This window comes from Clostridium sp. LY3-2, assembly GCF_024705715.1.
In the GTDB taxonomy this organism is placed as follows: domain Bacteria; phylum Bacillota; class Clostridia; order Clostridiales; family Clostridiaceae; genus Clostridium.
In genome coordinates, this window is record NZ_JAMDLQ010000016.1 from 1 (window position 1) to 21633 (window position 21633).

A 21633-nucleotide genomic window follows, 5' to 3' on the forward strand; every position below is an offset into this window, starting at 1 on the left:
ATTATAGTTACTTCAACGTCTTCTGGTTTGAAATTATCCTTAACGTATTCTAATGATACTAAGCTTCTATCGCTTCCATCTACAGGAACTAATACTTTTTTCTTACTCATCTCTCGTCACTCCTTTTATATAATAATTATTATATATAGAAAATTCTTCTTTATATAATTATACTCCTTTTTTATACTAAATTTGTTAAATATATTTTTTATTTTTATAAATTTAATATATATTTTTTATTATCTGTTGTTTTTGTATAAAAATGCAAAAAGACTAAGATAAAAATCTTAGTCTTTTACTTAATAGCATATTTTGCAAGCTACATATCCTTGATTCTTAGCTTGACTTTCAGTCATTTTTATAGCACCTTCCATTTTATGTGCTGTAGGTGTTTTATGATATTTGTTAGATTTAGAACTTCCCCCGTTAGCATATACTATACTTCCAGACGGTTGTCCACCCGAATTATTAGAAGAATTACTACTAGATGGTTTCTTATTAGTAGTTGGTTTTTTATTAGTAGCTGGTTTTTTATTTGGTGACACTTGAGGTTTGTTTTGACTTCCGCTTGTTGAATTATTTGAGCTATTATTTGGTTTAGCTGTTGTTATGTTGTTTGTTGTCTGTTCTTTTCTTTCTTCTGCTAATTTTTTTTCAGCCTCAATCCTCTTCTTTTCTTCTTCAGCTTTTCTCTTATCTTCTTCAGCTTCTCTTTTCTCTTTTTCTAATTTTTCTTCTTTTTCAGCTTCTAAGTTATCATACTTTGTCTCTTTTTCAGTTACCTCTTCTGATAGTTTTCCACTTTTATCTTTTAAATCATTTATTTCTTTATTTAACTCTTCACTATTGTTTTCTTTTTCAATCTTTGAAATGTTTCCTTCTACTTCAACAATTTTATTGTTTGCAAGTTCATACTCTTCTTTATAATCTTTTTCATTAAATTTCATTAGTAATACCATACCTAATGATAGTACTAGTGCTATCTTGTATTTTTTTATAAATGCTAAAAATTTATTATTCATTTTCCCCTCTACCCTAGATCCTTTATTTTTGAATCTAATTCCTTACTTTTTGAATTTAATTCCTCAATTTGTTGAATTAATTTTTGCTTTTCATCTTCTAAATTTTTAATTTCTTCATTGCTCTTTTCAGAAATCTTAGAATACTCTTCTTCTAGAGTCTTTAGCTTATCTTCACTTTCTGTGTATTTTGAAGCTGAAACCTCTACCTTTGAAGGAATTATTAACTCAGTTATAACCATAAGAATAATTACTGATGCAAAGAAAACTCCAAATCCTTTTAAAAACTTAATTAGTTTATTTAATATTTCTTTCATTTTATCCCCCTATAATTTTTCTCGCGGTAATATTTTACAATACCTCTCAAAATTTTACAAGGTTTTGTTAACTATTTGTTTTCATTTTATTAACCTTAAATACATATTGTTTCATATTAATCCAAATATATATTCTGTTTGGGCTATAAAAACATCTTCCTTTTTTAAAACTGAATAATCCTTAAATGCTTCGTTATAACCTATAGGTGGATTTTGAACTTCTAAACAAACTCCCATCCTTCTCTTTACTTCTTTTCCCCCGTATAACTTTTTATTATCTATAAAGTTTTGAGTATATACTACTACAGATGGATAACTAGTTTTTATCTTCATATATCTTCCGCTTTCTTTTTCATATAACTCTATTATCTTTTTATCTGTAAGCATAAACGGATGATCGTATCCATTTCCTAAATTTAATTGAATATCTTTATTTTCAATATCTCTTCCAATTAATTTACCAAAATTAAAGTCAAAGTTTTTATCTGTATCTAAAATATTTCCTGTTACTCCGCCATCTTTATCTATCTCTAAAAACTTCTTTGCACTTATCTTTAAACTGTGGTTTAAGATATCTCTTTTATAGTTTCCAGATAAATTAAAATAGCTGTGATTTGTAATATTTAATAAAGTATCTTTATCTGATTTTCCAAAAACTCTAAATATTAATCTGTTATCCTCAGTTATTTCGTACTCTATTTTAACTTTTAAATTTCCTGGATAGCCCTCTTCTAAATCCTTTGAAAAATACTCTAAAGAAAGTATTATTGAATCTTCTTTTTCTATTATTTTAGAATCAAATATAATTTTATCAAATCCTTTATTTCCCCCGTGACCACTATTTTTTCCGTAATTTTTATTCAAAGTATACTTTTCACCATTTAAAGTGAACTCACCTTTATCTATTCTTCCAGAAGTCCTCCCGATAGTCCTTCCATAATAGCTTGGATTATCTATATAATCTTTAATATCTTCGTACCTTAAAACTATATTTTCTAACTCACCTAACTTATCCTTTGTCTTTATCTCTAATATAGTTCCTCCTAAATTTAAAATACTAACTATTAACCCGTTCTCATTATCTATAGTGTATTTCTTAACTCTATTTCCTTCTATTTTAAATAACTCTTTCTCTTTAATTCTCATAACTTTCTCTCCTAACTTTAAAAAGAGCGTTTAAATATACTAATTTAAAACGCCCTTTTATTTTATAAACTATTTATAAATTTATTAAATCCCTTTTCTCCACTTTCGTTATTTTTAAATACTCCGCAGTGGACTAAGACTTCTTTAAATACTAATCCTATCTCTTTTTTTAATATATCTAAAGCGTTATCTTCAGTTATATTATTTTCTTTTTTAATTCTATCTAACCAGTCCTTATGACTTTCTATTATAGGGTTATAGACTCCTTTAGTTAAATAACTTATCATATATTTAATTTCATTATTTAATCTTGAAGGGAGTACTGCAAGTCCCATAACTTCTATAAGTCCTATATTTTCTTTTTTAATGTGGTGTAATTCTTTATGAGGGTGAAATATCCCTAAAGGATGCTCCTTAGTAGTTCTATTATTTCTTAAAACTAAATCTATCTCGTACTTACCGTCATTAAATCTTGCAATCGGTGTTATTGTATTATGCATTTCCCCATCTGTATTTGAAACTATATCATTATCTAAATCAGAGTAGTCTCTCCATTTTTTTAAGATATAATCTGAAATATCTACAAGCTTTTCTTTATCTTTTGAACTCACTCTTATAACTGATAGAGGCCATTTAACTCTTTTTAAAGAGACATCTTTAAAACCTTCTATGTTGTATTTTTCAATTACCTTTGCTTTTTCAATACTGAATTTATAATTTCCGCCTTGATAATGATTATGTGAAAGGATAGAACCTCCAACTATAGGTAGGTCTGCATTAGATCCTATAAAATAATGATTAAATTTCTCTATAAAATCTAAAAGTTCTTTAAATGTATTTCTATCAATAACCATAGGTGTGTGAGTCTCTTTTAAAATTATAGAGTGCTCATTAAAATAAACGTATGGAGAATACTGAAGAAACCATTTTTCTTTATTTAATTCTATAGGAATTATTCTATGATTTCCTCTAGCTGGGTAATTAAGTCTACCCTCATACCCCTCACACTCTCTACAAAGCAAACATTTTGGATAATCACTATCTTGAATTTTTAATGCCTTTTTTATTTCTTTAGGATCTTTTTCAGGCTTTGACATATTTATAGTTATATCTAAAGGCCCAAACTCCGTTGAAACTTTCCACTTTAAATCTTTTTCTACCCTTTTTGTTCTAATATAATTAGATTTTTTACATAAATCATAATAGTAATCTGTAGCTTCTTTGCTTGAGCTCTTATACCTTGAGTTAAATTCTCTAATAATTTCAGATGGCCTTTTAATTATTAAGCCCATAACTTTAGTATCAAATAAATCTCTTTCTGTGATATTATCTTCTATAATATTATTTTCTATTGCAAAATCTAAAATTCCATCAAGTATATAACTTATATCATAAGAAAAATCTTTTTTAGTAGATTTTTTGTAGTCACATAACTTTAATACTTCTAAAAGTTTATTTCTTATAAATACTTCGTCTAAACTATCTATCAATTCATTTTTTATACCATAATTAATTAATTCATCTATTTTAAAATATATATCACTCATAATCTCTCTCCCTAAAATTTATAGCTTTCTAGTTCCATCTCCTACACCTGCAACATAAAAATCTGCATCATACCCTATTTTTTCTCTGTATCCTTTTTTTACTTTATTTATGAATTCATCTACTTTTTCTTCTTTTACTAAAGATATAGTACAACCTCCAAAGCCAGCTCCAGTCATTCTAGACCCTATAACCCCTTCTGTTTTTTGCGCTAAATCTACTAATGTATCTAACTCTATTCCTGTAACTTCATAATAGTCCCTTAAAGATGCATGAGAGTCATTCATTAATTTCCCAAAGCCAGAAATATCTGATTTATTTAAAAGTTCTACAGCTTTTATAGTTCTCCTATTTTCTAAAACAGCATGTCTAGCTCTTAATTTACAGACATCTCTTTTAATATAACTTAAAGCTTCGTCTAAATTCTCTTCAGTTAGCTCTCCAAGAGAATTTATGTTTTTATGTTCTTTTATATCTTTTAAAGCTTCTTCACATTCACTTCTTCTCTCGTTATATTTAGAATCCATAAGTCCTCTTCTTTTATTTGTGTTTGCTATAACTATTTTTATTCCTTTTAAGTCGATAGGAACAAATTCATATTTTAATGAATTCGTATCTAAAAATATAGCTTTATCTTTTTTCCCCATTCCTATTGCAAATTGATCCATTATTCCACAGTTTACACCTATAAACTCATTTTCAGCTTTTTGACTTAACTTAACCATATCTATAGTATCTATATCTAGATTATTATAAACTTTTAATATCTCACTTATTAGTAGCTCTAAAGAAGCTGATGAAGAAAGTCCAGCCCCATTTGGAATATCCCCATAAACTACTAAATCAAACCCTTTTTCTATTTTAAATCCATCTTTTTTAAAAGAATAAACTACAGCTTTTACGTAATTTGCCCAGTTATCTTCTTTAATATTTTTTAGATTATCTAAAGTAAATTCTTTTACTCCCTCTTCTTCAAAATTTAAAGAAAAGACTCTTACTTTGTTATCTTCTCTTTTACTAGCTATAGCATATGTTCCAAAATTTATAGCACAAGGAAATACATTTCCTCCGTTATAGTCAGTATGTTCTCCTATAAGATTAACCCTTCCTGGAGAAAAGAACTTGTCTAAATTTTCATCACCATATTTAAATATATCTTTGAATTTTAAAATCATTTCTTCCATAATATATCTCTCCTATCTACTAACTCCAAAGTTTTCACTACTACTGCTTATTGAATCTATCTCCTCTTTTGAAGCTAAAAGCACATCTCCTAAAACGGTGTGTTTATAAACCCCAGCCTTTGTTCCAAACTCTATTATTTTTTGAGCGTCATTATTTCTGATAAAGTTATATAATACTCCCCCTGAAAAAGCATCTCCCGCGCCAACTCTATCGATTATTTCAAACTCATATCTGTTTGAATATGTAATTTTGCTCTCATCTATAAATATTCCCCTTATAGCATTCCTTGAACTTGAAATATTTTCTCTTAAGGTAGTTGCTATAGCTTTTACCCCTAATTCTTTATTCATTCTTTTAAATACTCTATTAAAATATTTTTTTTCTTCTTCTAAACTTTCAAATTCTATACATTTAAATTCTTTGTTATCACTATCTAAATCTATCCAACCAAATACTATATCTGCTCCCTTAATTATTTCTTTCATAGTTTCTGTAAACTCAAAGAAACTCCAAAGTTTGCTTCTGTAATTTAAATCTACGCTAACCTTTATAGAATTATTTTTGCAATATTCTATGCAGCTTTTTACAAACTTTATATTTTCATCACCTAAAGCTACAGTGATCCCTGATACGTGAAATAATTCAGCCCCTTTAAAAATTTCTTCTAATTTAAATTCTTCCCTTTTTAAACTAGCCATTGCAGAATTTTCCCTATCGTAAAGGACTTTTGAGCCTCTAACTGAAGTTCCCTTTTCTAAATAGTATACTCCTAATCTATCACCTTTTAAAATAACGTTTTCAGTATTAACTCCATTGCCTTTTAGAAAATCTAAAGCCATATGCCCTATAGGATTATCTGGTACTTTACTTATAAATTTAACATCTTCTAAAAGCTTACTTAAAAAAACAGAAACATTCGCCTCAGCACCCCCAAAGTTTATCTCAAAACTTTTCGCTTGGCTAAATCTTGTGTTTCCGTTTGGTGAAAGTCTCATCATAATTTCACCTAAGGCTACTATCTTTTTCCCTTTCATTTTTATCTTCCTTTCTTTAAATAGCTTTTATAACTTCTTTATTACTAACATTTATGCCTTTAGCTTCTTTAACCTTTTCTACAAAGCTTTTTGATAGCCTTGTTATAGATTCAAAATCACCAGATTTTGACCCTGAAGTTAATGCACCACCAACACCAACTGCTATACATCCATTTTTTATCCACTCACTAACATTTTCTAAAGATACTCCTCCAGTTGGCATAATGCAAACTTGTGGTAATGGTCCTTTAATATCTTTTATTATAGAAGGCCCAAACGCCGACCCTGGGAAAAGCTTAATAACATCTGTCCCACATTCCATAGCTTTAACTATCTCTGTTATAGTCATACATCCAGCCATATATGGCACTTGATATCTATTGCATAACTTTGCTGTTTCTAAATCAAAATTAGGTCCTACGATAAATTCTGCTCCATTTAATATTGCAACTCTTGCTGTTTCTGAATCTAAAACTGTTCCAGCTCCAACTACAGCTAAATCCCCATACTCTTCTTTTAGAGTTTGGATCACTTCATGAGCCTTAGGAACTGTAAAAGTAACTTCTAGTATATCTACTCCACCTTTTACGCAAGCTTCAGATATTTTTTTAGCTTCATCTAAATCCTTACCACGTACGACAGCTACAACAGCTGTATCCATTATTCTATTTAAAACTTTAATTTTATTTATCATAGTCCCTCTCCTTATATACCTTAATTAAAATCTTTTTATACCCTACGCAAATTTTTATTTTATAAGAGGTGCTAGTCCTAAAAATAGCACCTCTTTATTATTTTTATTATCTAACTAACCATCCGCCATCAACTGCTAATATATGTCCGTTTATATAGTCTGATGCTCTTGATGATAAAAATACTACAGTTCCCATTAAGTCAAATGGAGTACCCCATTTTTCTGCAGGTATTCTTCCTAATATCTCTGCATTTCTCTTTTCGTCAGCTCTTATAGGTGCTGTATTATCTGTAGCTATATATCCTGGTGCTATAGCATTAATTTGTACATTATATCCTGCAAGTTCGTTTGCAAAGGCTTTTGTGATTCCAGCCACTCCGTGTTTACTTGCAGTATATGGAGGTACAAACTTTCCTCCTTGGAAAGAAAGCATTGAAGCTATGTTTATTATTTTTCCTGAGTTTTGTTTAACCATAACTTTTGCTACTTCTTGACTTAAAAAATAAACTGCATTTAAGTTTATATTCATAACAGCATCCCAGTCTTCTGGCTTGTATTCAAGAAGTGGTGCTCTTCTTATAGTTCCAGCATTATTTACTAAAATATCTATTTTAGAGAACTTATCTAAAGTTTCTTTAACTACTTTTTCTCTATCTTCCTTTTTAGTTAAATCCGCTTGAACAAATAAAACTTCTCTTCCTTCTCTTTCTATTAATTCACGAGTTTCGTCCCAATTATCATCAAAAGTTGCAATAGCTAAGTTTGCACCGGCTTTAGCAAGTGCTACAGCATACCCTTGACCAAGTCCAGTATTACCTCCTGTAACTATTGCCACCTTTCCTTCTAAACTAAAAAAATCCATACTAAAATTATCTAACATTTTAAAGTCCTCCTTAAATAACTAAGTTCTATGTTTATTTCTTATAAAATTATCTTAAAGTCTCCATAGCTATAGCATCCATATCATCAAATGTTTGGTTTTCACCGCACATTCCCCAAATAAATGTATAGTTGCTTGTTCCAACACCTGAGTGAATTGACCAACTAGGTGAAATTATTGCTTCTTCATTTTTCACTACTAAATGTCTAGTTTCAGTAGGCTCTCCCATAAGGTGGAAAACTCTAGTTTGTTCGTCCATATCAAAGTAGAAGTAAACTTCCATTCTTCTCTCGTGAGTATGACAAGGCATTGTATTCCAAGCATTTCCCGGCTCTAACATAGTAAGCCCCATTAATAATTGGCAACTTTCACATACGTTTGGATGAACGTATTGATAAATAGTTCTCTTATTTAAAGTACTATTGTCTCCAAGTCTTACTGGATTTGCATCTTTAATATTTATTTTTACAGTTTTATAGCTTTTATGAGCTGGTACTGAATTTATATAAAACTTTGCAGGGTCTTTAGAATCTTTTGAAATAAACTTAACTTCTTTAGTTCCAGCCCCTATGTAAATCCCGTCTTTGCTATCCATTTCATATTCTGTGCCATCTAAAATAATAGACCCAGCTCCACCTATATTTATAACTCCCATTTCTCTTCTTTCTAAAAAGTAAGAAACTCCAAGTTCTTTTCCAGCCTCTAAAGATAACTCTTTATCTAATGGCATTGCACCACCAAAGATTATTCTATCAACATGACTATAAGTTAATTTGATTTCATCTTTAACAAATACGTCCTCTACTAAGTAGTGATCTCTAATCTCACTAGTTGTATATTTTTTTGAATCCTCTGGGTGATTTGCATATCTTATTTCCATTTTTAAAAACCTCCTAAAATTTAAATATCTTATACCTTTATATAAAGCAAATTCCATGCCACTTATCTAAATATTTTATATACACATAGAAAAGTCCCTGTTTAAGCCGTTTTTTAAAACTTAAACAAGGACTTTAAAATAAAATAACTTAAGTGTATATGACACTAATTTAAAAATAAATTAATTTAATGCCACAAAGTCGTTATTTTATATAATTTATAAAACTGTAATTAATATCTTTACCAATATATATTAAAATCTTTTTTGTATAATCTCATTAATGCTTCCATATAAAAATAATCTCCCCAAAGATTACACTCGTCTACCCCTTTATTATGATGATAAGCATATACACCATGCTTTAATATCCCATCTGCTTCTTTTAAATCCTTAGTTGTGTAATTACTTATTAATTCTCTAAGCATTTTGTGGGCAGCCTTTATATAAAATTCTTTATCTTTTAAATCATAATATTTTTCCATTTCAAATATACCACACGCAACTATTGCAGCTGATGAAGAGTCTCTAGGCTCCTTATCTTCTTTTTTAAATACTAAATCCCAGTAAGGAATTAAATCTTCCGGTAGTCTATTTAAATAATAGTTTGTTACTGCCATAAAGATTTCGATACTATCTAAAGATTTATTGTATCTGTAATTTAAAGGCATCCCAATTATTGCCCAAGCTTGACCTCTTGCCCAGCAAGACTCATCATTAAACCCTTGATGAGTAATACCACTTTTAGGTTTTCCTGTCTCTTTATCAAAATAATAAGTATGATACGTTGAAGAATCCTCTCTTATAACTGTATTAATTGCAGTCTCAAAATGATTATTTGCTACATTTAAAAAGCTTTCATCTAAGGTTTCATCGTATGCCCAATATAAAAGAGGTAAGTTAAGAAGGCAATCTATTATAAGCCTATATTCTCTTTCATCACCATATTTTCCCCAAGCTTGAATAAACTTTCCTTTTTCTTGATATCTTTCTTTTAGCTTTTTTGCAGCTAAAAGCCCAAGTTCCCTTGCTTTTTTATCACCAGTAACTTTATAGCTTGCAACTGCCGAAAGACTATATAAAAAACCTAAATCATGATGGTCTAATACAAAATTATCCTCATACCTTTTTCTAAAGTTTTCAGTATGTAAATCCCCTACTATTTTATATTTTTCATCACCAGTATACTCGTATGCCATCCAAAGCATGCCTGTCCAAAACCCATTAGTCCAATCATCATTATCTTTTATTCTATATTTATGATTAGTGGTACAAGCGCTTGGGAACTTTTCTGTAAATACCTCTAAATTCTCGTCTATTTTAGTTATTATAAAATCTAATGCTTCTTTTACTTCTTTTTTGTTTAAGTACTCTTCTTTTAAAAGTTCTTCTTTATTGTTAATTTCTTCTATATTTAAATTTTTAAACATACAAAATCCTCCTAAAGGTTATTCATCTTCTATATCACATTTAGTAATTTTATTAGTCTTAATTCCTTCTATCCCTGCGTTTAGTATATTATCGTAAACCTCTTCTAAATTAGAATCTATATTCATAACTGCTTCTATAAGCATAGGAAGATTCACTCCTGTTATAATTTTGATTCTAGGATCATTTATACTTTCCATAAGTGCTCTATTAAATGGCGAGCCTCCAAAAAGATCTGCTAAAACTAATATTCCATCTTTATCATCTTTTATTTCTAAAAGCTTTTTATTTAATTCATCTGAAAACTTTTCTACGCCTTCTTCTGTAAGACTAATACATTCTACTCCTCTTACATCTCCTAGGATCATTTTTGCCCCTTCTAAAACTCCTGTACATAAAGCGCTATGACTAACCATTAAAATTTTATACATCTTATACCTCCATTTTTAAATAATGTTATATACATTTACTCCTATTAAAGTTATTATTACAACATTAAATACTGTTAAAATCGTTTTATTATTTAATACTCTATTTAAACTTGAACCTAAAGTCCCTCCTAAAATTGCACCTATTATCATAAAGGGAAGCATACTTAAATCCATACCATTAAACCCATCATTTATTAATACCGTAAAAAGCTTTGAACTTTGAGAAAATAATATAATAATTATAGAATTTATAGCTGCCTCTTTAGTATCTAGAGAAAATATTAATGATAAAACACATACATTAATAGGTCCTCCCCCAATCCCTAAAAAAGCACTTAAAAGCCCTAAACTGAGTCCTACAATTATACAAACTATTTTATTTTCAACCTTATATCTTTTAAATCTTGATTTATTATTCATATAAATTATTATTATTGTTAATAGTACTGCTAAAACCATATTTTGAATTATAGATATTACTGATTCATTATTTACTATTGATAAAGATAACCCTAAAACCCATTCTCCTAAAACTCCCCCAAGTATCGAACCAAAACCTATATAAATAGTTTTACTTGTTTCAAATTTCACCCCATACTTAGTTTGCTTTATTATAGATACTACTGCCATTACAAAAACTGTAAATGATGATAGTACACTTATAGTTTGAACGCTATAATTACCTAAGATATCTAATACAGGTTTTATTATTACTCCTCCGCCAAGCCCTGCTAAAGAACCTGCTATAGTTGAAACTAATGCTACTAAAAAATAAATTAAAGCCATTATTTTATGCACCTGCTATTCTTGGCATCCACATCGGCTCTTTCTCTAATTCAGCCCAAGCATACTTTAAAAGCAATTCACTTTTCAAATCCTTAAATTCTTCTTTATCCCAAAGGTTATGAACCTCTAGTGGGTCATTTTCTAAATCATAAATTTCCCCGTACTCTTTATTATAATAAATAGTTATTTTATATCTTTCATCTACATAAGTCCTTTGATTTATAGTCGTAGGCTCGTGGTGGTTTTCACAAATTATATGTTCCCTCACTTTATCTTTTTTTGAAGTCCAAACATCTAATTGGCTTTTCCCTGTAATATCCATTGAAACTTTAGTTTTAGTAGCTTCTAGCACTGTTGGTACTACATCTACTAGCGACTGAAGTGCGCTATTTACTTTATTTTTTGAAACCTTATTTGGCCACCTCACTATAAAAGGAATCTTTATTAAATCTTCATACATAAAAGCTCCCTTTCTAGTTAATCCGTGTTGACCAAAATAGTTTCCATGGTCAGTTGTAAAAATCACTATAGTATCCTCTGAAAGTCCTAGACTAGATAATTTATCTAAAATTTTACCTATATATTTATCCATCATACTAACCATTCCATAATAAACTGAAATATCCTTTTTTAGTGTTTCCTTTGGAACTAGATGATTTCTACTCATTCCATGTATTGCAAAACCTGTTTCTCTATATTCTGAAAAATCTGCATTTTCTTTTTGTGTCATCTTAATATGTGGAGGACTATCTAAATGTTCTCCCTCAATTACTTCTGGAATTGTAATTTCATCTTTATCATACATAGATGCCCAAGGTTCACACACTAAATATGGTGGATGTGGGTCAAAAAAGCTTGCCCACAAAAAGAAGTTTTCATCATTTTCTTTATACTCTTCTAATAATTTATTTGTCCTTTCAGCTATCCAAGTGTCATAGTGAAATTCTTCTTTTATATCCCATTTATATTTAATGCTCGGGTCCATACACCCTGTATCTCCTAAAAAATAATCCCTCCAATTTTCTACTCCCTTTTCTTTAAGCCACAGAGCATAATGCTGCCCTACATGAGGTTCGTTTGTATGGTTTCTTGTAAGTTCAACTTTTTCAAATCCATAAAAGTCCTCATTGAAATTTTTCCAAAACTCTAAATCTTGAAGTATAGGGTAAGCTTCTAATGAAGGATACTCCTCAGTACTTTTAAGCGGCTGAAAATGTGCCTTTCCAATCAAAGCTGTTCTATATCCCTCTTCTTTTAAATATCCACCTAAAGTTTTTTCACTTTCAGGAAGTTTTGTTCCTAAAGTCCAAGCACCATGTTGGCTTGGATATTTGCCAGTTATAAGAGTTGCTCTTGAAGGAGTACAAGTTGGGTTTACAGTATATGCCCTATCGAAAGTTGTTCCTTCTTTAACTAACCTATCTATATTTGGAGTTTTTATTTCTTTATTAAAAGCACCTATAGTATTAAAATGCTGCTGATCGCTAGTTATAAATAAAATATTTGGCCTTTTTTCTTTCAAACTAACTCCTCCTTTAAATTTTATATCTATAATTAAAGCAATTACCGTGCCACTTTCTGTCACATACACTTAAAGAATTAATCTTACAGAAAACAAAAAAAAGATACAAAAATCTATTTTTTTGTATCTTTTTAAATGATTTAGTAACTTAAAACTTCAATTTCTTCCTTATCTTTAATTCTTTTAATTATAGTGACTCTTCCGTATATAACTGTTTTGTCAACTATATAAGTTTTTCTTCCGCTTGGCTCTTCATCTGTTACTATAACTACTATATAAGTTGTATCACCTTTTATTATCTTTATACCTTTAGCGTATTTTTCATCTAATTTTTTATTTTTCCAATCTAATATTTCTACATAAGAAATATTAGTTACTTTTTCTTCTTCATTTACATACATTACAGTATTTAAAAAAGTATTAGAATCACCTTCAAAATCTATTACTACTTTTTGAGTTTTATAAATTGAATTATATTCTTTTGAAATCAATCCCTCTTCAAGCCTTATTTCGCCTCCATTTAAAGGAATTAAATTAAACTCAAAAGAATTTGAATCATTATAAATAACTTTATTTTTATCTATCTTACAGTTTGGCTTATTAAAATTAAATATCCTAGAGTACTTATGTTTTTCATCAGTAAAAAACTCATCACTTAAAATCCAAATCCCTGAATTTAAATAAATTAATTTTCTATTTGTAAATACACCTTTATAACCTGTATGCGCACCTTCAACTAAACTACCTAGCTTTCCAAATTTATAATCCCTCTTTATATAATTTGATACTTTAAGGCTTGACCACGCCCCTTTACTTATATTAAATTCTAAGTCATCTACCAAAATCGTATTGTGGGACTTAGCTTCTTTTAATTTATTTCTTAAAACATCTTCTTCATTATATGTAAATCTACCTGAATCACTTAAAATTTCAAAACCTTTATAATTAATCATAAAGTGTAATAAATCGTAATGCCCGTGTCCACTTCCAAGAGGTCCACACTTAAAGAATGTAAATATCTCTTTCTCTTTAACATTATCTCTAATTATATAGTTGCCTGAATCTAAAAAGGCTTTAGATTTTAATATGCTTTTAGTATTTAAACTTTCAAAAACTTTAATTCCGTCATATCCAAAAGTTAATAATGTCTCTAAAGGAGCTTTATTTACTCTTTTTAAATTATCATCTTTTAAAACTATTGCACCTAAGGATAATATATCCCTTAAATCTTCATTATCACTATCTCCGTAATTGATTTGATGAAGGTTTGGATCTGCTATATTTAAAGTTGCATACAACATATCTTTTAATTTATCTTTTATCTCTTCTTTTAATAAATTATTATTCCTTTTATCTATAATAATCATATCTAAAATGCAATTTACCATCTCGTTATGATACATAAAGGATTGTTCCCACTGAAGCCCATCACTAAGAATTTGAATATTTAAAGCTTTTTCTATCATTTTAATTGATTTTTCTTTTCCTTCTTTACTAATTTTAAGTTCTTCAAAATATTCAGAAGCTATAAAAACACCGTGGTTTTCAAGTATAACCCAATTACTTAAAATCCTACTTTCTTTTGAATTCCTAAGAATATAATCTATATGTAAATAGATAGAATTTAAGTATTTTTCTAAAAACTCATAATCAAAATCTTTGTGGTCTATTATAAGTTCAAATATTTTCGTGAAATTTCTAAGCCTTATACCAGCTTCTATAGTTCTCCAAGCTAGTGTCATATTTTCATCCTGAACTTTTACATTATCTATCCAATCTGTAAGTTCTTCTTTTAATTTATAAAAATATTTATCTTCTTTTGTAATATAAAAGCTCCAAGCATAGATAAGTAAATGCTTATGCCTATTTAACATATAAGTCCACTCTGGGTCTTTAAAAGGAACTATAGTCCAATCTATTTTTTCTTTAAATTCATACGGAGTTTTACACCTTTCCATATCCCACTTTCTATCAAAAATAAAGATTCCACTTAAATATCTATCTGCATCTTCTAAGAGTTCTTCTACTTCTTTATAGTTATTTTTAATTAAATATTCTTTTAAAGAATCGCATTCTTCTATATACCCTTTCTTTTTTCTTTTTTTAAAATATTTTAGTATCCTTTCTTTTTCTAGGTATGAATCTTCTAGATTCAAAATATCTAATAACCCCATATTTATATCCTCCTATATTAAAAATGGGGCTATCACAATAAATCTTGCAAAGCCCCGCTAATTTAAAATTTAATATTTAATTTTTATCTATAGACCTGCTTTATCTATGAAATCTATAATATTTGTTTTAGAATCATCTGGCACCATTATTGATGTCATTTGAACTCCTAATTTTGCAAGTTCTCTAAATGTTTTTACGTTTTCTTCTGTAACATTTACTGAACGCTTTATTTGAGTTGTATCATTTTTTGATGCCATATTTCCTACATTAAATTCTTTTATATCTAATCCCATATTTATTAAATCTAATATATCTTCTGGATTTTTTACTACTACTAAAACTCTTTGTCCTTCATATTTTCCAGCTTGTATATTTTTAAAAGCTGTTTCCTTTGAAATAATTGAAGTTCTAATTGAAGCTGGTGCAACCATTCTTAAAACTGATTTTTGCATTTCATCGTTTGAAACCTTATCATTTATAACCATAATTCTAGTTGCTTTTAAAGTATTACACCAAAATGCTGCAACTTGCCCGTGGATTAATCTATCGTCTATTCTTATATGTATTATACCTTTCATAAATAAAATACCTCCAAATTCTTATACTCTTTAATTCTATACCCAAACCATATTTTTTGTATCGTAGTTCCTTAAAATATATATTCTAAGGAACTACACTTTTTTTATTATCCTAAGAATCCTATAACTGATCCTAATATACCCATTATTATTAATAAGAAGATTACTTTTGTTGAGTTTAATCTCTTTCTTCCAAGTAACCAATAAGTTAAAAATACTATTCCAAGTGGTAATAACCCTGGCATAATTTTATCTAAAATATCTTGGATTGGTAATTCTACCTCTCCTGTTTTAAATACGTATGCTGTCTTTGCTTTAACAACAGTTGGGATAAGTGCCCCGATTACTGTCATCCCTAATATAGTTGCAGCTTCTGTAACATTTTTTAACTTTGTTCCTACAGTTCCAACTACCTTTGCCCCTTCTTTATATCCTAAGTGCATAAAGAAGTTAGATAATAATATTCTTGCTAAGTTTGCAAATATCCAAATAAAACATCCTACTGGGTTTCCTTCAATAGCCATATAAGCTGCAATTGAACCAAATACTGTATTAAATGTCATCCCAAATAAAGTATCACCAACTCCAGCTAAAGGTCCCATAAGACCAGTTTTTATAGCTGCAACTGCTTCTTGAACGCCTTCCCCACCTTGTTCTTCTATAGCAAGGTTTGCTCCGATTATTAATGCACTTGTTGTCATATTACAGTTGAAAAATTGCATGTGATTTTTAACTGCATCGTTAAGTTCGTCTTCATCTTTATATATTTCTTCAAGGAATGGAAGCATAGTATAGCAATATCCAAGTCCTTGCATTTTTTCATAGTTCCAAGCCGTCTCTCCAGCTCCATACCATCTAAAATAAGCTCTATTTATATCTTTTTTAGTAAACTTTTTTACTTAATTACTCATCTTCGTCAAAACCTCCTCCTGAAACTTGTGTGCTACTTAATTCTCTAGAAGATTGCTCTTCTCTTTCTTTAAATTTAATAAATGCTATAGCGCCACCTATTAAAGCTACTCCCATAACTGGTAAGTTTAAGAATGCTGCAAAAGCAAATCCTATAACTAAGTAAGGTGCGTAAGTTTTAAGTGGTAAGTATTTAAGTAATATTGCAATACCTATTGCAGGTAATAATCCCCCTGCTACTTGTAATCCTGTTAAGAACCATTGTGGTGATGCTGCTAATATCTTATTTACTACATCTGCACCGAAGAATAATACTACAAATACTGGTACAAATCTTGATAAAGACCAAGGAATTACTCCTAATATGTTCATAAGTTTAACTTTTTTATAGTCTCTCTTATCTGCGTAATTTTCTGCTTTATGTTGGAAGAATGTGTTTGCCATTCTTGCTAAAATATCTAATTGAACTAATAATAAAGCTGCTGGAACCCCTATACCAACTGCAAATTCAACACCTTGTCCTGTTGAAATAGTTAGTGCTGTTGATATTAATGTAGCTGACATATAATCAGGAATTGAAGCTCCTCCGTAGTTACTAACTCCTAAGTTCATTAATTGGATAGTACCTCCAACTAAAAGTCCTGTAGTTACATCTCCCATAACTAGTCCTGCAAATAAACCTGCGATTGCTGGTTTTGGTAAACCAACTAAAAAGTGTAGTCCATCATATTGAGCTAATGCTGCATAAGCTGCAAGAACTAATATTTGCCATAATTGAATATCCATATATAATACCTCCCAAAATATTTTAATATTTTTATTTTTGATTTTAATTTGTTAATGTTTACACTTATTTATAAAGCAACTCTCGTGCCAACTTTTTGTCATACTATATTTATTTATATAATCATATTAAATAAGGGTTATTTAGATATATTAACTTATTTATTTCTCTTTCAAAGTTAATTTTAGTATGACAATAGTCTATAATTTAAAGTATTTTTATTTTTTATCAATTACTCTTTATTTAATTTACCCTGTAACCATATGACACTATATTTTTACAATTTTAAAACTACCTATTCTTTTCTCTTTTTATTATATCTTTGCAGATTTCTATAAACCTATCTATTGAATAATCGTAAAAGTTTTTAAAAGTGCTGCAATAATAGTACTCTAACGTATTTTCATCTCTATACCTTTTACAACCACCTTTACAAAGAGGACCATACTTACACTTTTTGCATTTATCTAAAGGTTCTTTTGTCTCTATAAATTTAATACTTGATTTAAGTTTTGGTACATCTTTAAAAGATATTTCATTTATGTTTCCAATTCTCTTATCGTCTGAAACATAGAAATCACAAGGGTATATATCTCCGTTTGCTTCTATTACATTTTGAATACTACAAAATCCCATAAGTTCGCAGCTTTCAGGTTTCATTCCAAGAAGCATTGCACAAATATTTTCAAATAACCTTACGCTCATAAAGTCACCTTTTTTATAATCTTTGTACCAAAGATCAAAAAACTCCTTTAAAAACCCTTCATACTCATCAGGAGTTAAAGAGTATTTTTCTTCTCCACTTTGGTTAAAGCCTTTATCTAAACAAGGTATAGTTTGAACGAAGTTTATATCATTATCTTTATAAAACTTATATAGCTCTCTTGCATTTTTAGATGTTTCCTTTGTTATAACAGAAAGAATGTTATATTCTACGAAGTCTTTATCAAATATTTTTTTAGTATTAAATACTTTATCAAAACTTCCGTTTTCTTTTAAATTCACTCTATATTTATCATGTAAAAATTTAGGGCCATCTAATGATAAACCTACTAAAAAGTTTTCTTTCTTTAAAAACTTAGAAAATTCTTCGTCTATGTTATATCCATTTGTTTGAATTGAATTTTTAACTAATATTTTTCTTTTATTATATTTTTTCTGGTATTTTATTAATTCTTTAAAGAAGTCTAAACCTATAAGAGTAGGCTCTCCCCCTTGAAATGCAAATACTACACCATCTTTTGAATAATCAAAAGCTTTCTTAACTATATTTTTAAGAGTCTCTACCTTCATATATTCTCTACTGATATTAGAATTTTCTTTTGCAGTAGATTTATAAAAACAATATCCGCACTCTAAATTACAATTTGATGATACCGGCTTAATTAATATACTTAACATATCTAACAACTCCCACTTTATGTATTACACTTTATTTTATTTATTACACTATTATTTAAAGCAACTTTCATACCACAAAATTTCAAATAAAAAAGCTATAACTAAAGTTATAGCCTTTATTTGAAATATTTAGTTTAAATAATCTAACTCCCTTAATTTTATAATGTAATAAATATTTACTATCTCAGCTATAGGAAGAGTTACTTTATACTCGTTTAATATCTCTTCAAATATTCTGTTTGTCTCTTCTATAAAATCACTGTGTTCTTTTTTAAATTTCTCTTCCTTAGGGTGTGATATGATTGCATCTCTAAGTACGAGTCTTTCTATAAGTGCACTTATATGAATAAATAAAGCTAATTTTAATTCGCTCTTAAAATCCATATGTAGAGCTAATTGATAACTATTTATTATTTTTGAAACTTCATCTATTATCTTATTTGGATTTAAAATAGTAAGCTGGTTTATTATATTTTGAAGTGAGAAGAATTTTATAATATCATCTTTAATTTCAGGTAAAGTCTTTTTCTTACTTATATCATAAAATACCTCTTCTAAAATACTATCTGATTGTCCACTAATTAAGTTTTGTAGTTCAATAACATTAACTCCCTTTAAGTCTAATGCTGTAGTTGATATAACAAGTTTTACATCATACCCTTTTAAATTATTGTTATTAGCTATTCCGTTTACTATACTGTCATAATCTTGCGCTATTATTTCTGCATCAGATTCACCTATACATTTTTTAAGGATTTCTCTTATTTTTTCAGCAGTACCAACCCCTGATATACAAGTAACTACTATAGCTTTTTTCTTATTTTTAGCTTCATAATATTTAAATTCAGTTTTATTATTTAGTGAGCATTTTTTTACTATAGTTTCTACAGGTTCGTTATTTATAATATTGTTTGCAACATCTAAAGCAAGCCTAGTTGAAATATTATTTATTATCCCAACATCTCCATTTACGCAATCTTTAAGTTCATTGTATATTTCATTTAAAGAACCCATATCTACTAAAATCACTATACCTTTTTCTGTGTTTATATAATTTAAATAATCTTTTATCTTTTTAGTTACTGTTGCTGTTGTAACATCTATTGGCATATCAAAAGGTTCAAATATAAAATCTTCAAAACAAGTATTTGCAACAGATGCTATACTGCTTGCAGTTGAAAAGCCGTGGGCTACTATAATTCCTTTAATTTTATTTTTATTACCACTTGAAATACTATTTATATAAAGCGTGATAACTATAAGTATTAAATCACTAAGCTTACTATCTAATGTATTTTCAATAATTTCACTTAATTTTTTGCTAACTAAATAATTATCAGTAAGTTTCTTTTTAAGTATCTTTATATAATTTTTAAAATCTGATTTTTTACCTATTTCCTTTTCGTCAAAATTTCTTAGGTAAATAATTGCATAAGTTAGGACCTTTGTTGTATTTCCGTAATATTTTATACCATAATTTTTTTGTATAAACATAAGTGCATTATTTACAATATTAAAGATAAGCTCGTAAGTTAAAATATCTTTTTCTATATTTGAATTATTAAAAACAATCTCTTTTAAAATATTATTTAAACTTCTGTTTGAGTTCTTTTTAAATTTTTCATACTCTAAAGTTCCAATATTAAAATTATTTAAAAACTTAAAAATATTTTTTAGTTCCGTAACTATAGTTTGATTGTAAGAAGTATTACTAATTTGAATGTTAGTTTCGATGTTTTCATCTCTAAATACCTTCATATTCTCAAAATAAAAGTTATCTTTAATATTTATAGAGTTTTTAAATTTACCTGGAAGGCTATCTAAATTAACACTTATAGTTTGGTCTTTTGTATTCATTCTATAAGAGTTTGCAATACTGCTTATTATTATATTTTTTAATAAACCAACATTTCCATTTCCTTTTATTGATAACAATGAATTAATTACGTTCTTATTTATAATTAAATCTCTTCCTATCTCCTTTGCCTCTTCTTTATAAAAGCTATAAATCATAGAAAGTCTTTCTGATACAGTTCTTTCAGAAAGGTTTGGAATTTCAACAAATATAGGTATTCTTCTTCTAAATGTATCTAATAAAACCTCATCTAGATTTTCAGTAGTTGCAAAGATAAACCTTACGTTTGCACTTCTCCATTTGTTAGTTTCACCTATTCTTCTAAATTTTCCTTGGTCTAAAAATAAAAATAGTTTCTCTTGTCCTTCTGGAGATAGTCTATGTACCTCATCTAAAAATAAATACCCGTTATCTGCCGCTTCAATTAAGCCTATAGCATCTTTATCAGCACCTGTAAAAGCACCCTTTTTATAACCGAAAAGATTTGCTGATAATAATTCTTTATTGTTTGCATAATCTGCACAGTTAAAAGTAACAAAAGGTGCATCTTCTTTGATGCATTTTTTATATATAGCATATTCATAGATAACTTTAGCTATATAGCTTTTGCCTACCCCACTATTACCAGTTAAAGTTATAGGAAGTCCTTTATTCGGGTAAACAGCAGCTGCCTTGCACTGTTCTATTTGCTCTTTTAGACTGCCTGTACTACCTATAATTTTAGAAAATGGATCTTCTAAAAAAGATTCGTCTTCTGACTTTTCTTTTTTATTTATAAAATTTGTGTCAAAAAAATACACAGGTCTAGTATTAGTCTTTACGACCTTTCCTTCTCTGCATAATTCATTTAGATAGTGACTAACTACATTTCTTTGAACGTTTAAAATTTCTGCAATTTCTTTTGCTGTTATTCCAACAAAATCTTTATCTTCGGTTACTTCACAAAGTTCTCTAAGTTTTGAGAACACCTTCTCTTTAATTGTCATTTAAAAACCCTCTTCCCCTATTTAATGGTTTACATTCATAAATCTTAGTTAAAATTATAATAAAGTTTTAACTAAGTGTAA

General features: G+C 28.5%; 18 protein-coding genes and 1 pseudogene. All 19 read right to left on the minus strand.

The window, feature by feature from the left end; genetic code table 11:
- Positions 1–299: 299 nt before the first annotated feature.
- A complete protein-coding gene (locus tag M4I33_RS05650; RefSeq protein ID WP_257915901.1) occupies positions 300–1022 on the minus strand; it encodes a hypothetical protein in 723 nt (240 codons plus the stop codon).
- A gap of 8 nt (positions 1023–1030) precedes the next feature.
- Positions 1031–1336, minus strand: coding sequence for a hypothetical protein (locus M4I33_RS05655; protein ID WP_257915902.1), 306 nt, complete (start codon positions 1334–1336; stop codon positions 1031–1033).
- A 111-nt stretch (positions 1337–1447) separates the two neighbouring features.
- Positions 1448–2482, minus strand: a complete 1035-nt coding sequence (locus M4I33_RS05660) for an aldose epimerase family protein (protein ID WP_257915903.1) — start codon at positions 2480–2482, stop codon at positions 1448–1450.
- Positions 2483–2544: 62 nt separating this feature from the next.
- Positions 2545–4029, minus strand: a complete 1485-nt coding sequence (gene galT / locus M4I33_RS05665) for a UDP-glucose--hexose-1-phosphate uridylyltransferase (RefSeq protein WP_257915904.1) — start codon at positions 4027–4029, stop codon at positions 2545–2547.
- 18 nt (positions 4030–4047) lie between these two features.
- Entirely contained in the window at positions 4048–5202 is a 1155-nt protein-coding gene (locus tag M4I33_RS05670; RefSeq protein WP_374707696.1) for a galactokinase, read from the minus strand.
- Positions 5203–5223: 21 nt separating this feature from the next.
- Positions 5224–6246 carry a sugar kinase gene (locus M4I33_RS05675; protein ID WP_257915906.1) on the minus strand — a complete coding sequence of 341 codons (1023 nt, stop codon included), beginning with the start codon at positions 6244–6246 and terminating at the stop codon, positions 5224–5226.
- Positions 6247–6262: 16 nt separating this feature from the next.
- Positions 6263–6940, minus strand: a complete 678-nt coding sequence (locus tag M4I33_RS05680) for a bifunctional 2-keto-4-hydroxyglutarate aldolase/2-keto-3-deoxy-6-phosphogluconate aldolase (RefSeq protein ID WP_257915907.1) — start codon at positions 6938–6940, stop codon at positions 6263–6265.
- Between the two features lie 106 nt (positions 6941–7046).
- Positions 7047–7820: a 2-dehydro-3-deoxy-D-gluconate 5-dehydrogenase KduD gene (kduD, locus tag M4I33_RS05685; protein ID WP_257915908.1), complete on the minus strand. Its 774-nt coding sequence runs from the start codon at positions 7818–7820 to the stop codon at positions 7047–7049.
- Positions 7821–7869: 49 nt separating this feature from the next.
- Complete coding sequence (gene kduI / locus M4I33_RS05690) at positions 7870–8700, minus strand: 5-dehydro-4-deoxy-D-glucuronate isomerase (protein ID WP_257915910.1); 831 nt, start codon at positions 8698–8700, stop codon at positions 7870–7872.
- A gap of 239 nt (positions 8701–8939) precedes the next feature.
- The gene (locus tag M4I33_RS05695) at positions 8940–10127 is read right to left on the minus strand and encodes a glycoside hydrolase family 88 protein (RefSeq protein ID WP_257915911.1); all 1188 of its coding nucleotides are present in this window, start codon (positions 10125–10127) and stop codon (positions 8940–8942) included.
- Between the two features lie 18 nt (positions 10128–10145).
- Complete coding sequence (locus M4I33_RS05700) at positions 10146–10556, minus strand: PTS sugar transporter subunit IIA (RefSeq protein ID WP_257915912.1); 411 nt, start codon at positions 10554–10556, stop codon at positions 10146–10148.
- Between the two features lie 15 nt (positions 10557–10571).
- Positions 10572–11342, minus strand: coding sequence for a sulfite exporter TauE/SafE family protein (locus M4I33_RS05705; protein WP_257915913.1), 771 nt, complete (start codon positions 11340–11342; stop codon positions 10572–10574).
- 4 nt (positions 11343–11346) lie between these two features.
- A complete protein-coding gene (locus tag M4I33_RS05710; RefSeq protein WP_257915914.1) occupies positions 11347–12864 on the minus strand; it encodes a sulfatase in 1518 nt (505 codons plus the stop codon).
- Between the two features lie 140 nt (positions 12865–13004).
- On the minus strand, positions 13005–15038 hold the full coding sequence (locus M4I33_RS05715) for an alginate lyase family protein (protein ID WP_257915915.1): 2034 nt from the start codon (positions 15036–15038) through the stop codon (positions 13005–13007).
- Between the two features lie 87 nt (positions 15039–15125).
- Complete coding sequence (locus tag M4I33_RS05720) at positions 15126–15617, minus strand: PTS sugar transporter subunit IIB (protein WP_257915916.1); 492 nt, start codon at positions 15615–15617, stop codon at positions 15126–15128.
- A gap of 107 nt (positions 15618–15724) precedes the next feature.
- Positions 15725–16495 (minus strand): annotated as a pseudogene (locus M4I33_RS05725) (PTS system mannose/fructose/sorbose family transporter subunit IID); the annotation flags it as partial.
- Positions 16496–16520: 25 nt separating this feature from the next.
- On the minus strand, positions 16521–17312 hold the full coding sequence (locus M4I33_RS05730; RefSeq protein WP_257915917.1) for a PTS sugar transporter subunit IIC: 792 nt from the start codon (positions 17310–17312) through the stop codon (positions 16521–16523).
- A 289-nt stretch (positions 17313–17601) separates the two neighbouring features.
- The gene (locus M4I33_RS05735) at positions 17602–18711 is read right to left on the minus strand and encodes an anaerobic sulfatase maturase (RefSeq protein ID WP_257915918.1); all 1110 of its coding nucleotides are present in this window, start codon (positions 18709–18711) and stop codon (positions 17602–17604) included.
- A 129-nt stretch (positions 18712–18840) separates the two neighbouring features.
- Complete coding sequence (locus M4I33_RS05740) at positions 18841–21552, minus strand: sigma 54-interacting transcriptional regulator (protein WP_257915919.1); 2712 nt, start codon at positions 21550–21552, stop codon at positions 18841–18843.
- Positions 21553–21633: the final 81 nt, after the last annotated feature.

What these genes read in the sequence shown, in the direction of transcription:
- M4I33_RS05650 (WP_257915901.1), bottom strand. Translation starts at nt 1,022, where the DNA reads ATGAATAATAAATTTTTAGCATTTATAAAAAAATACAAGATAGCACTA.
- M4I33_RS05655 (WP_257915902.1), bottom strand. Translation starts at nt 1,336, where the DNA reads ATGAAAGAAATATTAAATAAACTAATTAAGTTTTTAAAAGGATTTGGA.
- M4I33_RS05660 (WP_257915903.1), bottom strand. Translation starts at nt 2,482, where the DNA reads ATGAGAATTAAAGAGAAAGAGTTATTTAAAATAGAAGGAAATAGAGTT.
- galT (WP_257915904.1), bottom strand. Translation starts at nt 4,029, where the DNA reads ATGAGTGATATATATTTTAAAATAGATGAATTAATTAATTATGGTATA.
- M4I33_RS05670 (WP_374707696.1), bottom strand. Translation starts at nt 5,202, where the DNA reads ATGATTTTAAAATTCAAAGATATATTTAAATATGGTGATGAAAATTTA.
- M4I33_RS05675 (WP_257915906.1), bottom strand. Translation starts at nt 6,246, where the DNA reads ATGAAAGGGAAAAAGATAGTAGCCTTAGGTGAAATTATGATGAGACTT.
- M4I33_RS05680 (WP_257915907.1), bottom strand. Translation starts at nt 6,940, where the DNA reads ATGATAAATAAAATTAAAGTTTTAAATAGAATAATGGATACAGCTGTT.
- kduD (WP_257915908.1), bottom strand. Translation starts at nt 7,820, where the DNA reads ATGTTAGATAATTTTAGTATGGATTTTTTTAGTTTAGAAGGAAAGGTG.
- kduI (WP_257915910.1), bottom strand. Translation starts at nt 8,700, where the DNA reads ATGGAAATAAGATATGCAAATCACCCAGAGGATTCAAAAAAATATACA.
- M4I33_RS05695 (WP_257915911.1), bottom strand. Translation starts at nt 10,127, where the DNA reads ATGTTTAAAAATTTAAATATAGAAGAAATTAACAATAAAGAAGAACTT.
- M4I33_RS05700 (WP_257915912.1), bottom strand. Translation starts at nt 10,556, where the DNA reads ATGTATAAAATTTTAATGGTTAGTCATAGCGCTTTATGTACAGGAGTT.
- M4I33_RS05705 (WP_257915913.1), bottom strand. Translation starts at nt 11,342, where the DNA reads ATGGCTTTAATTTATTTTTTAGTAGCATTAGTTTCAACTATAGCAGGT.
- M4I33_RS05715 (WP_257915915.1), bottom strand. Translation starts at nt 15,038, where the DNA reads ATGGGGTTATTAGATATTTTGAATCTAGAAGATTCATACCTAGAAAAA.
- M4I33_RS05720 (WP_257915916.1), bottom strand. Translation starts at nt 15,617, where the DNA reads ATGAAAGGTATAATACATATAAGAATAGACGATAGATTAATCCACGGG.
- M4I33_RS05730 (WP_257915917.1), bottom strand. Translation starts at nt 17,312, where the DNA reads ATGGATATTCAATTATGGCAAATATTAGTTCTTGCAGCTTATGCAGCA.
- M4I33_RS05735 (WP_257915918.1), bottom strand. Translation starts at nt 18,711, where the DNA reads ATGTTAAGTATATTAATTAAGCCGGTATCATCAAATTGTAATTTAGAG.
- M4I33_RS05740 (WP_257915919.1), bottom strand. Translation starts at nt 21,552, where the DNA reads ATGACAATTAAAGAGAAGGTGTTCTCAAAACTTAGAGAACTTTGTGAA.